Genomic DNA, 12,918 nt, shown 5'->3' with positions numbered 1-12,918 from the left:
CGGCCCGAGGCGGCTCAGCTCTTGCTGTTGCCCCACAGGGACCGGTCGTTCACCTTGACGCTGCTGATCGGCCCGAACGTGGCGCCGTCCGCGGTGACCAGCGGCGCGGCCAGCTGGTCCTCCATCAGGCCGTCGCGGACCTGGATGACGGTGCTGTCGTGGTCGGTCTTGCCCGCGACCGGCGTCTTGCCGGCGATGGCGTCCTTGACGTACTGCAGGGCGTACTTGGCGAACAGGTCCGCGGGCTGCGACACGGTCGCGTCCATCTCGCCGGCGCGGATCTTGGCGAGTTCCTCGGGGATGCCGTCGTTGGACACGATGAACACGTGCTTGGGGTCGCTCGCCGGGACCGCCAGGCCGCGCTGCTTGAGCAGCTGCAGCGTGCCGGACAGCGCGAAGCTGGACTCCATGTAGACGCCCTTGATGTCCGGGTTCGCCGTCAGCCGGGTCTGCAGCTTCTGCGCGGCGGTGTTGGCGTCCCAGTTGGTCGCCTCGCCGAACACCGTGATGCCCGGGAAGTTCTTCTTCATGCAGTCGTTGAAGGCCTCGGTGCGGTCGCGGCCGTTGATGGAGGCGAGGTCGCCCTGCAGCATGACGACCTTGCCCTTGCCGGCGAGCTTGGTGCCGAGGAACTGGCAGGCCTTTTCGCCGTAGGCGCGGTTGTCGGCCCGCACGACCATGTAGACGTTGCCCTGGTCGGGCCGGGTGTCGACGGACACGACCGGGATCTTCTTGCCCGCGAGCTGCTGCAGGGTCGGGATGATCGCCGCGGTGTCCTGCGGGGCCATCACCACGCCCTTGACGCCCTGGCTGATCATCGTCTGCACGTTCGCCGTCAGGTTGGCGACGTCGTTCTGCGAGTTGGTGGTCTTGAGGTCGAGGCCGAACTGCCCGGCGAACTGGGGCACGTACTTGATGTAGGCGTTCCAGAAGTCGGTGTCCGAGCGCGGGTAGTCGACCCCGACGACGGTTTTGCCGCCCGAAGCGGCGGTGGAGCCGCCGCCGCTGCAGCCGGCCAGAGCGGCCGCGGTCAGGACGCCGGCGGTGACGACGGTCGCGGCGCGCAGGTGCTGGAACTTCATGACCTCTCCTCGTTGACAGGTTTCGGGCGGAGCCGGAGGCCGGCCATCCCGCCGTCCACGGCGAGATCGGTGCCGGTGGTGGCGCCGGCGGCCGGGCCGGCCAGGTAGCAGATCGCCGCGGCGACTTCGTCGGCGGTGACGAGCCGGCCGGTGGGCTGGCGGGCGGCGAGCGCGGCCAGTTCGGCGCCGGGATCGTCGGCCGCCGAGAGCAGCCGGTCGATCCACGGGGTGTGCGCGGTGCCGGGGTTCACGCAGCAGACGCGGATCCCGTCGGCCAGGTGGTCGGCGGCCATCGCGCGGGTGAGCGCGAGGACCGCGCCCTTCGTGGCGCTGTAGAGCGCCCGCTGCGGCAGCCCGGCGGTGGCCGCGATCGAGCAGGTGTTCACGATCGCCGCCGCGGGCGACTCGCGCAGGTGCGGCAGGGCCGCGCGGCTGACCCGCACCATCCCGACCACGTTGACGTCGAACACGCGGTGCCACTCCGCGTCGTCGTTGTCCTCGACGGTGCCCTGGGCCCCGATCCCGGCGTTGTTCACCAGGACGTCCAGCCCACCGAGGTGCTCGACGGCGGCGGCGACCGCGGCCCGCACCGAGCCGTCGTCGGAGACGTCGGCGCGCACGCCGGTCAGCGGTGCCTCGGCCACGTCGTTCAGGTCGAGGCAGACGACCCGCGCGCCCCGCCGAGCCAGCATCCGCGCGGTGGCGAGCCCGATGCCGGACGCCCCACCGGTCACGACGGCCCGCAGGCCGTCGAACTCGCCGCTCACGCGACCACCACCGCGTCCCGCTGCCAGACCGGGCCGTCGGGGAACCGGTACTGCGCCACGGAGTCCGCGTGCAGCCGGGCACCGAGCCCCGGCTCCCGCGGGGCCAGGTAGCGGCCGCGCTCGATCCGCACCGGGTCGACGAAGTGCTCGTGCAGGTGGTCGACGTACTCGATGACCCGGTCGGTCTGCGTGCCGCTCACCGCGACGAAGTCGAACATCGCCAGGTGCTGCACCATCTCGCACAGCCCGACCCCGCCGGCGTGCGGGCACACCGGGACGCCGAACTTCGCGGCCAGCAACAGGATCGCGATGTTCTCGGTGACGCCGGCCACCCGGCTCGCGTCGAGCTGGAGGACGTCGATCGCTTCGGCCTGCAGCAGCTGCTTGAACATCACGGCGTTGTGCGTGTGCTCGCCGGTGGCCACCTTGATGGGGGCGACCGCCCGGCGGATCGCCGCGTGGCCGAGCACGTCGTCGGGCGAGGTCGGCTCTTCGATCCAGTACGGGTCGAACTCGGCGAGGGGGCGCAGCCACTCGATGGCCTGGCCGACGCCCCAGGCCTGGTTGGCGTCGATGGCGATCCGGACGTCCGGCCCGACGACCTCGCGCGCGAGCCGCAGCCGGCGGATGTCTTCCTCGAGGTCGGCGCCCACCTTGAGCTTGATCTGGGTGAAGCCGTCGGCGACCGCCGCCGCCGAGAGCGCCGCCAGCTTCTCCGGCGAGTACCCGAGCCAGCCGGGAGTCGTGGTGTAGGCGGGAAAACCGGTCTCCAGCAGTTCGGCCTGGCGGGCCGCGCGGCCCGGTTCGGCGCCGCGGAGGATGTCGAGGGCTTCGTCCCGGGTCAGGGCGTCCTGCAGGTACCGGAAGTCGACGAGGTCGACCAGCTCCTCCGGCGCCAGCTCGGCCAGCAGCTGCCAGACGGGCTTGCCTTCGCGGCGGGCCCGCAGGTCCCACGCGGCGTTGACGATCGCGGCCGCGGCCATGTGGATCGCGCCCTTGTCCGGGCCCAGCCAGCGCAGCTGGCTGTCGCCGGTCAGCCGGCGGGAGAAGGCGCCGAGGTCGGCGAGCGCGTCGGCCACCGGCATGCCGACGACCAGGGGCACGAGCGCCCGGACGGCGGCGACCTCGACGTCGTTGCCGCGGCCCACGGTGAAGGCGAGGCCGTAGCCCTCCTCGCCGGCGCTCGTGCGGATGGTCACGTACGCCGCCGAGTAGTCGGGTTCCGGGTTCATCGCGTCCGACCCGTCCAGGCTCAGCGAAGTCGGGAAGCGGACGTCCACGGCGTCGACGGCGCTGATCACTTCGGCCAACGGGGCCACCTCTCCTTCGGGGCAGACAACATATGTATGGCTACGCGTAGGCTCGACGATTGTCCAGACTCGATGCGTAACGCGGCAATAACTTGGACGTATAGTCACTATCAACTACTCAAAGTGCTTTTACGTATGACGACTGCGTCGACCTTTGAGGGAGACATCATATGTCTGCTACGGTCCCGCCATGCGCTTCCAACGCCTCGGCGACCGCGGCCTCGAGATCCCCGTCGTCCTGGACGAAACCGGTGCGGCGCGTGACCTGCGGGCGCTGACCCCGGACGTCGACGGTGCGTTCTTCGCCGCCGACGGCGTCGCCCGGGCCCGGACGGCGCTGCGCGAAGGAACCCTGCCCGTGCTGGACACCGCGGGCCTGCGCGTCGGGGCGCCGGTGGCCCGGCCCGGTCTCCTGGTCTGCATCGGGCTGAACTACTCCGACCACGCCGCGGAAACCGGCGCCGAACCACCGGGGGAACCGGTGGTGTTCCTCAAGGCCACCAACACGATCGTCGGCCCGCACGACACCGTGCTCATCCCGCGCACCAGTACCAGGACCGACTACGAGGTCGAACTCGCCGTGGTGCTCGGCGGGCGCGCGCGGTACCTGGCGACGCCGGCGGACGCGGACGCGGTCATCGCCGGGTACGCCGTCTCGAACGACGTCAGCGAGCGCGAGTTCCAGCACGAGCGCGGCGGCCAGTGGACCAAGGGCAAGTCCTGCGAGACGTTCAACCCGCTGGGCCCGTGGCTGGTCACGCCGGACGAACTCGGCGACCCGCAGGCCCTCGGCCTGCGGGTGGCGGTCAACGGGCAGCCGCGCCAGGACGGCACCACGGAGAACATGCTCTTCGGCGTCCGGCACCTCGTCTGGTACCTCAGCCAGTTCATGGTGCTCGAGCCCGGCGACGTCGTGAACACCGGCACGCCGGCCGGGGTGGCGTTCGGTGCCAACGACTTCCCCTACCTGTCCGAAGGGGACGAAGTGACCGTGGAGATCGACGGCCTCGGCCGCCAGCGCCACCGGATCGGCCGGGCGTGACCGGCCGGCGCGTCGACGCGCACCACCACCTCTGGCAGACCTCCGTCCGCCGGCACGCGTGGCTGGACGGCGACGAGACCGCGGCCATCCGCCGCGACTTCACCCCGGCGGACCTGCGCGCGGCCGCCGAGGGGATCGACGCGACGGTGCTCGTCCAGGTCCTGCCCGACTTCGACGAATCGGCCGAGTTCCTCGCGATCGCCGCCGCCGAGCCGCTCATCGCCGGCGTCGTCGGCTGGATCGACCTGACCGGCTCACCCTCCCGGGACCTCGAACGGCTGCGGTCGGCGCCCGGCGGCGAGCTGCTGACCGGGATCCGGCACCTCGTCCAGGCCGAGCCCGACCCGCGCTGGCTGGCACGCGAAGACGTCCTGGCCGGGCTCGCGGCGGTGCGCGACGCCGGGCTGGTGTACGACCTGCTCGTGCTGCCGCACCAGCTCCCGGCGGCCACCGCGGCGGTCCGGGCGCTGCCGGAGCTCACCTTCGTCCTCGACCACCTCGCGAAACCGCCGGTCGCCACCGGGGAGCTCGAGCCGTGGGCGTCCGGGATCGCGACCCTGGCGCGGGAACCCAACGTCGTCGCGAAGCTGTCCGGGCTGGTGACCGAAGCAGGCCGGCCTTGGCGAGTGCAGGATCTACGGCCATACGTGGAAACCGCGCTCGCCGCCTTCGGCCCGGACCGGCTGATGCTCGGCTCCGACTGGCCGGTGTGCCTGCTCGCCGGGACGTACGCGGAAGTCATGGACGCGGCCGACAGCCTGCTGGCCGACTTGACGCCGGCCGAACGGGACGCCGTCCGCGGCGGGACCGCCTCCCGCGTCTACGGGCTGGCGTCATGACCGCCAACGTCCGGCTCGCGTATGGCGAGACCGGCCTGGATCTCACCATCGACCCGGAGGTCACCACCGTGGTGACGCCGGTCCACCACCCGGTCACCGGACCCGCGGACGTGCTGCTGCGCCGGGCGTTGCGCGAACCGGTCGCCGGGCCGCCGCTGCGCGAGCGGGTGCGGCCGGGGAAGACGGTCGCCATCTCGGCGTGCGACGGAACCCGGCCCCAGCCACGGGAACTGATGATCCCCGTGATCCTCGAGGAACTCGACGGCATCGTCCGCCTCGAGGACGTCGTCATCCTGGTGGCCACCGGCACCCACCGCGGCAACACCGACGCGGAACTGCGGGCCATGTTCGGCGACGAGGTTTTCGACGCCGTCCGGATCGTCAACCACGACGCCCGCGACCGCGCGAGCCTGACCTGGCTGGGCCGCCACGGCGACGACGTCCCCGTGTGGCTGAACAGCGAATGGGTGGCGGCCGACGTCCGGATCACCACGGGGTTCGTCGAACCGCACTTCTTCGCGGGCTTTTCGGGCGGCCCCAAGCTCGTCGCGCCCGGGCTGGCGGCCCTGGAGACCGTGCTCGTCCTGCACGACGCCCGCCGGATCGGGCACCCCAACGCGACCTGGGGGATCACCGAAGGCAATCCCGTGCACGACGACGTCCGCGCGATCGCCGCGGCCACCGGCGTCACCTTCGCCCTCGACGTCATCCTCAACCGCGACAAGGAAGTCATCGGTGCCTTCGGCGGCGACCTCCCGGACATGCACGCGGCCGCGACCCGCGCGGCCCGCGCCGTCGCCATGCGGCCGGTGCCGTCGCCCTTCGACGTCGTGGTGACGACCAACTCCGGGTATCCCCTCGACCAGAACCTTTACCAAGCTGTCAAAGGGATGTCGGCGGCGCACCGGATCACCCGGCCGGGCGGGACGATCGTCTGCGCCGCGGAGTGCCGGGACGGGTTCCCCGACCACGGCTCCTACCGCGCGGTCCTCGCGTCGGCGAGTTCCCCGGCGGCGCTGCTCGCGGAGATCGCCGCGCGCCCGGTGACCGTGCCCGACCAGTGGCAGGTCCAGATCCAGGCGAAGATCCAGGACGAGTGCCGGGTCGTCGTGCACACCGGATTCCTGAGCGAGGCCGATCTCGCGACGGCGCACCTGACCGGGACCACCGACATCGCGGCCACCGTGGCCGAGGCCCTCGACCGGGCCGGACCGGGCGCACGCGCCTGCGTGCTCCCGGAAGGCCCGCTGACGATCCCGTACGTGCCGGCATGAGCACCGCCGACCTCGGGTTCGCGCGCGTCGACCTGGACCGCGAAGACCGGCAAGGACTGCCGGAAGTCGTCTACGGGCCGGGGAAAACGGCGTCGCAGATCGCGGCCATCGTCCGGACGCTGCTCGCGCACAACACCGGCCCGGTGCTGGTCACCCGGGTCGAGGCCGAGCCGGCCCGGTCCGTGCTGGCGGAGGTGCCCGGCGGCCGCTACGCCCCCGGCGCGCGGCTGCTGGTCTGGCGCCCGGCCCCGCCGACGGCCTTCACGGTCGCGGTGGCCGCGGCCGGTACGTCCGACGGCCCGGTCGCCGAGGAGGCCGCGGAAGTCGCCGCGGCCACCGGTCTGACCGTGCGGACGGTCACGGACGTGGGCGTCGCCGGGATCCACCGCCTGCTGGCCGAGCGGGACAGCCTGCGCGAGGCTGACGCGGTGATCGTGGTCGCGGGCATGGAAGGCGCGCTGGCTTCGGCGGTCGGCGGTCTGGTCGCGGGCCCGGTGATCGCCGTCCCGACGTCGACCGGGTACGGCGCGGGCCTCGAAGGCGTGACGGCGCTGCTGGCGATGCACGCGTCCTGCGCGGCGGGCATCACGGTGGTCAACATCGACTCGGGCTTCGGCGCGGCGATGGCGGCGTTCCGGCTGGCCCAGGTCACCCGGCGGCCGCGATGACCCTCTGCGTCATCTCCCCCTTCACCGGCCTCGCCGGGGACATGCTGCTGGCCGCCCTCGTCGACGCCGGCGCGCCGCTCGACCGGGTCCGGGCCGCCGTCGCCGCCAGTGGGCTGACCGGGTGGGACCTGCACGTGGAGTCCCTGCTCACCCACGGCTTGACCGCGGCTCGCGCGCGGGTGGCCGTCACCGACCACGCCACCAGCCGGCCCGCGGCCGAGCTGATCGCGATGGCCGGGCGGGTCGAGCCCGCGCCGGTCGCCGCGCGGGCGGTCGCCGCGCTGCGGGCGATCGCCGAGGCGGAAGGCAAGCTGCACGGGGAAGCTCCCGGCCGCGTCCACCTGCACGAGCTCGGCGGGCACGACACGCTCGTCGACGTCATCGGCGTCTGCGCCGCGCTCGACGCCCTCGAAGTGTCCACTGTGTACTGTGGCGCGCTGCCCCTCGGCACCGGCACCGTCCGCACCGCGCACGGCCTGCTCCCCTGCCCCGCCCCCGCGACCGCGGAACTGCTCAAGGGCGCGCGGACGGCCGGGAGCGACCTGACCGGCGAGACCGTGACCCCCACCGCGGCCGCGCTGCTGAAGGCCGTCGGCGCCCGCTTCGAACCGCCGCCCGGGTTCCGCCTGCGGGCCACCGGCTACGGCGCGGGCACCCGGTCGCTGCCGGACCGGCCGAACGTCGCGGTCGTGCACCTCGGCGAGCCGGCCGACGCCGGGCCCCGCACCCTGGTGGTCCTGGAGACGAACCTCGACGACGTCACCGGCGAAGTGCTCGGGCACGTCGTCGCCGAACTGCTCTCGGCCGGCGCGCTCGACGCGTGGATCAGCCCGGTGACGATGAAGAAGGGCCGCCCGGCGCACGTCCTGCACGTTCTCGCGGCCCCCGAGCACGCCTCCCGGCTGGGCGAGCTGGTCCTCGCCGAAACCGGCAGCCTCGGGCTGCGCGAGTACGCGGTGCGCCGGACCGCGCTCGCGCGGGAGACCGAAACGGTCGACGTCCTGGGTTTCCCGGTGCGGCGCAAGCGCGGGCCGCACGGCGCGAAACCGGAGCACGACGACGTCGTCGCCGCGGCCCGCGGACTCGGGCTGCCGGCGCGGGTCGTCGCGGCGATCGCGGCGGGGCGCTGATGGACGGCACCCGGCTCGTCACGCACCTGGCCGGGTTCGGCAGGCTCGCGGTGGCGTTCTCCGGCGGCGCCGACTCGGCGCTGGTGCTCGCGGCCGCCGTGCGCGCCCTCGGCCCGGCGGACGTGCTCGCGGTGACGGCGGACTCCGCGAGCCTGGCCGCGGTCGAACTGGCCGACGCCCGGCGGATCGCGGCCGGGCTGGGGGTCCGTCACCTCACCCCGCCGACCGGTGAACTGGCCGAGCCCGGCTACGCCGCCAACGGCCGTCGGCGGTGCTACTTCTGCAAGTCCACCGTGCTGACCACGATCGCCGAAGTCGCCGCCGCCCATGGTTTCGCGGCGGTGGCTACCGGTACGAACGCCGATGACGCCGTCGATCCGTTCCGGCCGGGCATCAGCGCGGGCGACGAGCGCGGCGTGCACACTCCACTGCGGACACTCGGTCTGTCCAAAGCGGACGTGCGTGCCATCGCCCGTGGGTGGGGGTTCGACTGGGCGGACAAGCCGGCGGCGCCGTGCCTGGCGAGCCGGGTCCGGTACGGCATTCCGATCACCACGGCTACGCTTGCGCGGGTCGAAGGGGCCGAAGGGGTGGTGCGGGCGTTTCTGGCGGGGTGCGGGGTGCGCAGCCGGGACGTTCGGGTTCGTGATCTCGGAGGGACCGCACGGGTTGAGTTGGACGCCGCTGTGGCCGCTGCCGTTCATGACGACTCGGGGCTGCTCGGGGCCGTGCGGGCGGTGGGGTTTTCCGAGGTCACCGTTGCGGCGTTCCGGTCCGGTGTTCTCAACGACTGACCTTCGCGCCCGGCTGGGCGACCCGGCGGCCGAGCCTCTCTGCCGCGGCGGCTCGGTGGGTAGCCTGCCGCCGGCGGGAGCGGCCGGTTCTGGTGGGTCTGCTGTCTCCACCCCGAAGCCCGATTGTGACTACGGACGGTGGTGCCGCGTCAAGGCGGGAAAACGTGCCTTGACCCGGCACCACCGTCCGTGTTTTTGGCTTCGTATCGGGGTGGCGGGGGAGGTCTGGGTGGGGGCGCCGGTTGTGCTTTGGCGCTCCGGTCACGCTGTTTGGTGCGCCTCGCGTGTTGCTCCTGCCGCGGGTGCGAAGAGCACCGTTGCCGGCGCGCTGAGCGCAGCCGCCGGTGCGTGCGCACCCTCCGCGGTCATCGCGGATGGTCGGCGTTTCCCGACGCCTTTGTTGCGCGGGCGGCCAGCTCGGCGAATGCCCTTCGCAGTTCCGGTGGCTCCACCACCTCGATCTCGCACTCGAACCGCAGCAGCCCCGCGGCCAGCGCCGGCCACGACCACGATCCGCTCCGCAGGCGCGTCCTCTCGGGAGTCACTTCCTCCGCCACGGCGTCGCCGGCGAACGGGGCCACTTCGGCGATCGGGCGGTCGAGGAGCACCTCGCCGCGGCACGGCCAGCGGTCGGTGTCGGACCCCTTGAAGCGGGCGGAAAGGAACGTTGTCACGTCGTCACCGGGGACCTCGCGCGGGGTGAACCGCGGGCCGTTCGGCACGCGCAGCCGCATGCGGTCGACGCGGTAGGTTCGCCAGTCCGCTCGTTCGGCGGACCAGCCGACCAGGTACCACCGTCCACTTCGGACGACGAGGTGGTGCGGCTGCACCCGGCGCGGCCGGCCGGCCGCCGGTTGTGATGGTGACTCGTAGTCGAACCGGACCTCCTCTGTCGCGCGGATCGCCGAGCTCAGTGCGAGCAGGGTGTCCGGGTCGACCTGGACGGCCGCGCCGCCCGCGGCGGCGATCTCGAGCACGTCGACGCGCTGGCGCAGGCGCGCGGGCAGCACCTGGCGCACCGTCGCCAGCGCGCGGGCGGCCGCTTCCTCGATGCCCGCGCCGGTGCCGACCGCGATCCGCAGCGCCACCGCGAGGGCGACCGCCTGCTCTTCGTCGAACAGCAACGGTGGCATCCGCGCCCCGGCTTCGAGCCGGTAGCCGCCGTCGGGGCCCTTGACCGCCTGGACCGGGTAGCCGAGCTCGCGCAGCCGGTCGACGTCGCGGCGCACGGTCCGCTCACTGACGCCGAGGCGGCCGGCGAGCAGCGCGCCCGGCCAGTCCCGGCGGGCCTGCAGCAGGGACAGCAGCGAGAGCAGGCGACCCGAAGTCGCCGTCGAGGAAGCTACCGGCACGCCGTCCATGGTGCCACGAGAAGCGGACGTTCCCTGGCCGCTACCGCTGCCAGTGTGGCTCTCGTCGGAACAACCACGGAAGAACTGGAACCACCATGTCGCTCAGCGCTGCCACCCACCTCAACTTCACCGGCCAGGCCCGGGAGGCCCTGGAGTTCTACCGGTCGGTCTTCGGCGGCCAGGCCACGATCGTCACCTACGGCGACTTCGGCATGCCCGCCGAGCTGCCCAAGGCCGGGAAGGTGGTGTTCGGGCAGGTCACCGCGGAGAACGGCTTCACCGTCATGGCCTACGACGTCCCGGGTACCACCGGCCCGGTCATCCCGGCCGCACCCACCACCCGCCGCGAGAACGGCACCACCATCACGGAGGAGCGGTTCTTCCTGTCCGTCCGCGGGACGACGGTCGACGAGGTGGCGCCGGTGTGGAAGGGCCTCGCCGAGGGCGCGACCGTCATCGAGGAGTTCGGCCCGGCGCAGTGGGCGCCGGCGTTCGGGATGCTGACGGACCGCTTCGGCGTCACCTGGATCGTCGACGTCGCCGCCGAGTACCGGGGCTGAGCTCGCGCGGGGTGCGGCCGGCTCGCGGCCGCACCCCGCCGCTTCACCGCGGCCGGAAGGTCTTCCGGTACGCGCTCGGGCTGACCCGCACGGTCTGCGCGAACTGGACCCGGAAGTTGCTCGGCGACGGAAACCCGACCTGGCCGGCGATGCGGTCGATCGTGTGGTCGGTGAGCTCCAGCAGCTCCTGGGCGTGCCGGATGCGCACGCCGGTCAGCCACTGGATCGGGCTCTGCCCGGTCTCGGCGTGGAAGTGCCGGGTCAGCGTGCGGGTGCTCATGCCCGCCGCGTCGGCGATGTCGGCGAGGGTGAGCGGGCGGTGGGCGTTCTCCTCGATCCACACCAGGGCCTTTTCCAGCGTCGCGGTCTGGTACGTCGGGCGGTTGCGCAGGATGTACTGGCCCTGCCCGCCGGTGCGCTGCAGGGGCGCGACGGCGAGCCGCGCGGCGTCGGCGGCGACCGCGGCGCCGTAGTCGCGCTCGACGATGTGCAGGCACATGTCCAGCCCGGCCGAAGCGCCCGCGGACGTCAGGATCTGGCCGTTGTCGACGTAGAGCGCATCCGGGTCGACGTCGACGGCCGGATACCGGCGGGCCAGCTCGTCGGTGGCGAGCCAGTGCGTGGTCGCCCGCTGCCCGTCGAGCAGGCCGGCCTCGGCCAGGGTGAAGGCCCCGACGCAGATCGAGGCGACCCGCGTGCCGCGCGCCACCGCGGCCCGCAGGAACTCCGCCACGCCGTCGGGGGTCGGCCGGTCCGGGTCGTTCCGGCCGGGGACGACGACCAGGTCGGCCCGCTCGACCTCGTCGAGGCCGACGTCGACGGCCAGCCGCACCGGACCGGCGGCGACCACCGGCTCGGGCCCGGCGACGACGATCCGGTAGCCCCCGCGGCCGTCCGGCAGCCGCGCTCGCCCGAGCGTCTCGATCGGCGTGGCCAGATCGAACGCGATGACGTCGTCGAGGGCCAGCACCGCGACCGTATACATGCTGTGAAGGTACTCCGCGTGGCGCGATCCAGGCGCTCGGCTACCCGTTGGCCAACCGGCGGCGGACCGTGCGGTCCAGGATTCCGAGCGTCGCCTTGAGGGCCGATTCCGGGACCACCGGGAAGGTGAGGCGCCGCTTCCACTCCGCGGGGATCTCCGACCAGTCGTAGTAGGACGTCACCCGCGTGCCTCCCTCGGCCGCCTCCAGCCGGTAGCCGTAGACGTGGCGGACGTGCGAGCCGGTCCGGCCCTCGACGGTCCAGGCGATCTCCTCGCCCGGGACCAGCTTGGTGATGATGACCTCGACGTCGTACCGGCCGAGCGGGACGTCGCCGAGCGCTTCCCGGTCCATGTGCACCACGAACCGGTCCCCGGCCCGCTCGACCGTTTTCCCTTCGGCGTCCATGAGCATGCCCGACGCGTCGATGTCGACGTGCCCCTTCGGGTCGGTCAAGACCGCGAAGACGGCGTCCGCGGGCGCCGCGACGACGCGGGAAACCTCCAGGCGTTCGGTCCCCTCGCCCGGGGTTTCCGCGGTCGCCGTCAGTACCGCCCGGCCCAGGACGTGCCCGGCCATGGTGAAACCGAGGACGGCGGGCGTCGCGTCGGCGGGGACGCCGATCGACGCGACGTCGAGGGCGTGCACCACGAAGAAGTAGCGGTGCGGGCCGTGCCCGGCCGGCGGGGCCGCGCCGAGGAAGCGTGCTTCGCGGGTGTCGCCCGGCAGCTGGAAAGCGCCTTCGGGGAGGCCGGAGCCGGTGGGGTCGCCCGCGCCCTCGGGCAGTTCGGTGACGGTGGCGGGGATGTCGGCGACCGCCCAGTGCCAGAAGCCGGAGCCGGTCGGGGCGTCCGGGTCGTAGACGGTGACGGCGTAGCTCTTCGTGCCCGCCGGCGCACCGCGCCAGGACAGCTGCGGCGAGCGGTCCTTCCCGGACCGGTGCTCGGCGGGCAGGGCGGCGCCCTCGGTGATCGTGGTGCTGGTGACGGTGAAGGAGGGCACCTCGGGCAGGCGGGCGAAGGGGTCGTTCATCGGATCACTTTCTGCCGGATCTGACGGTCTCCATCGACCATAGCACCAATAATCGATTATCTTTCCGATCGTCTATGCTGAGGAG

13 protein-coding genes are annotated in these 12,918 nt (G+C 73.0%); 7 read left to right on the top strand and 6 right to left on the bottom strand.

What is annotated here, in order from left to right; genetic code table 11:
- Positions 1 to 14: 14 nt before the first annotated feature.
- Genes ACLJPY_RS26130 through ACLJPY_RS26120 form a run of 3 tightly spaced genes read right to left on the bottom strand, consistent with a single transcriptional unit; the run spans position 15 to position 3,168 of the window.
- Entirely contained in the window at positions 15 to 1,082 is a 1,068-nt protein-coding gene (locus tag ACLJPY_RS26130; protein WP_410592294.1) for a sugar ABC transporter substrate-binding protein, read from the bottom strand.
- Complete coding sequence (locus tag ACLJPY_RS26125) at positions 1,079 to 1,849, bottom strand: SDR family NAD(P)-dependent oxidoreductase (protein ID WP_410592292.1); 771 nt, start codon at positions 1,847 to 1,849, stop codon at positions 1,079 to 1,081. Before ACLJPY_RS26125 ends, ACLJPY_RS26130 begins: the two co-directional genes overlap by 4 nt.
- Positions 1,846 to 3,168, bottom strand: coding sequence for an enolase C-terminal domain-like protein (locus ACLJPY_RS26120; protein WP_410592291.1), 1,323 nt, complete (start codon positions 3,166 to 3,168; stop codon positions 1,846 to 1,848). Before ACLJPY_RS26120 ends, ACLJPY_RS26125 begins: the two co-directional genes overlap by 4 nt.
- 181 nt (positions 3,169 to 3,349) lie before the next feature.
- Here ACLJPY_RS26120 and ACLJPY_RS26115 point away from each other — a divergent pair, with 181 nt between their 5' ends.
- Genes ACLJPY_RS26115 through larE form a run of 6 tightly spaced genes read left to right on the top strand, consistent with a single transcriptional unit; the run spans position 3,350 to position 8,906 of the window.
- A complete protein-coding gene (locus ACLJPY_RS26115) occupies positions 3,350 to 4,201 on the top strand; it encodes a fumarylacetoacetate hydrolase family protein (RefSeq protein WP_410592290.1) in 852 nt (283 codons plus the stop codon).
- Positions 4,198 to 5,040 carry an amidohydrolase family protein gene (locus tag ACLJPY_RS26110; protein WP_410592288.1) on the top strand — a complete coding sequence of 281 codons (843 nt, stop codon included), beginning with the start codon at positions 4,198 to 4,200 and terminating at the stop codon, positions 5,038 to 5,040. The genes ACLJPY_RS26115 and ACLJPY_RS26110 overlap by 4 nt, the downstream gene beginning before the upstream one ends.
- On the top strand, positions 5,037 to 6,314 hold the full coding sequence (larA, locus tag ACLJPY_RS26105; RefSeq protein WP_410592286.1) for a nickel-dependent lactate racemase: 1,278 nt from the start codon (positions 5,037 to 5,039) through the stop codon (positions 6,312 to 6,314). Before ACLJPY_RS26110 ends, larA begins: the two co-directional genes overlap by 4 nt.
- Positions 6,311 to 6,982, top strand: coding sequence for a nickel pincer cofactor biosynthesis protein LarB (gene larB, locus ACLJPY_RS26100; protein WP_410592284.1), 672 nt, complete (start codon positions 6,311 to 6,313; stop codon positions 6,980 to 6,982). The genes larA and larB overlap by 4 nt, the downstream gene beginning before the upstream one ends.
- Entirely contained in the window at positions 6,979 to 8,112 is a 1,134-nt protein-coding gene (gene larC / locus ACLJPY_RS26095; protein WP_410592282.1) for a nickel pincer cofactor biosynthesis protein LarC, read from the top strand. Before larB ends, larC begins: the two co-directional genes overlap by 4 nt.
- Positions 8,112 to 8,906 carry an ATP-dependent sacrificial sulfur transferase LarE gene (gene larE, locus ACLJPY_RS26090; RefSeq protein WP_410592280.1) on the top strand — a complete coding sequence of 265 codons (795 nt, stop codon included), beginning with the start codon at positions 8,112 to 8,114 and terminating at the stop codon, positions 8,904 to 8,906. The genes larC and larE overlap by 1 nt, the downstream gene beginning before the upstream one ends.
- A 365-nt stretch (positions 8,907 to 9,271) precedes the next feature.
- Here larE and ACLJPY_RS26085 read toward each other — a convergent pair whose 3' ends face one another.
- Entirely contained in the window at positions 9,272 to 10,258 is a 987-nt protein-coding gene (locus ACLJPY_RS26085; RefSeq protein ID WP_410592278.1) for a helix-turn-helix transcriptional regulator, read from the bottom strand.
- Positions 10,259 to 10,353: 95 nt separating this feature from the next.
- Between ACLJPY_RS26085 and ACLJPY_RS26080 the strand changes: the two genes are divergently transcribed.
- Positions 10,354 to 10,818: a VOC family protein gene (locus tag ACLJPY_RS26080; protein ID WP_410592276.1), complete on the top strand. Its 465-nt coding sequence runs from the start codon at positions 10,354 to 10,356 to the stop codon at positions 10,816 to 10,818.
- Positions 10,819 to 10,861: 43 nt separating this feature from the next.
- On the opposite strand, the gene ACLJPY_RS26075 is transcribed toward ACLJPY_RS26080, so the two are convergent.
- On the bottom strand, positions 10,862 to 11,803 hold the full coding sequence (locus ACLJPY_RS26075; protein WP_410592274.1) for a GlxA family transcriptional regulator: 942 nt from the start codon (positions 11,801 to 11,803) through the stop codon (positions 10,862 to 10,864).
- A gap of 40 nt (positions 11,804 to 11,843) precedes the next feature.
- Positions 11,844 to 12,833, bottom strand: a complete 990-nt coding sequence (locus ACLJPY_RS26070) for a YbhB/YbcL family Raf kinase inhibitor-like protein (protein WP_410592272.1) — start codon at positions 12,831 to 12,833, stop codon at positions 11,844 to 11,846.
- Between the last annotated feature and the right edge of the window lie 85 nt (positions 12,834 to 12,918).

This window comes from Amycolatopsis sp. lyj-23 (assembly GCF_046549135.1).
In the GTDB taxonomy this organism is placed as follows: Bacteria; Actinomycetota; Actinomycetes; order Mycobacteriales; family Pseudonocardiaceae; genus Amycolatopsis.
Note: the sequence above shows the minus strand (reverse complement) of the source record. Positions and strands in the feature narration are given on the sequence as shown.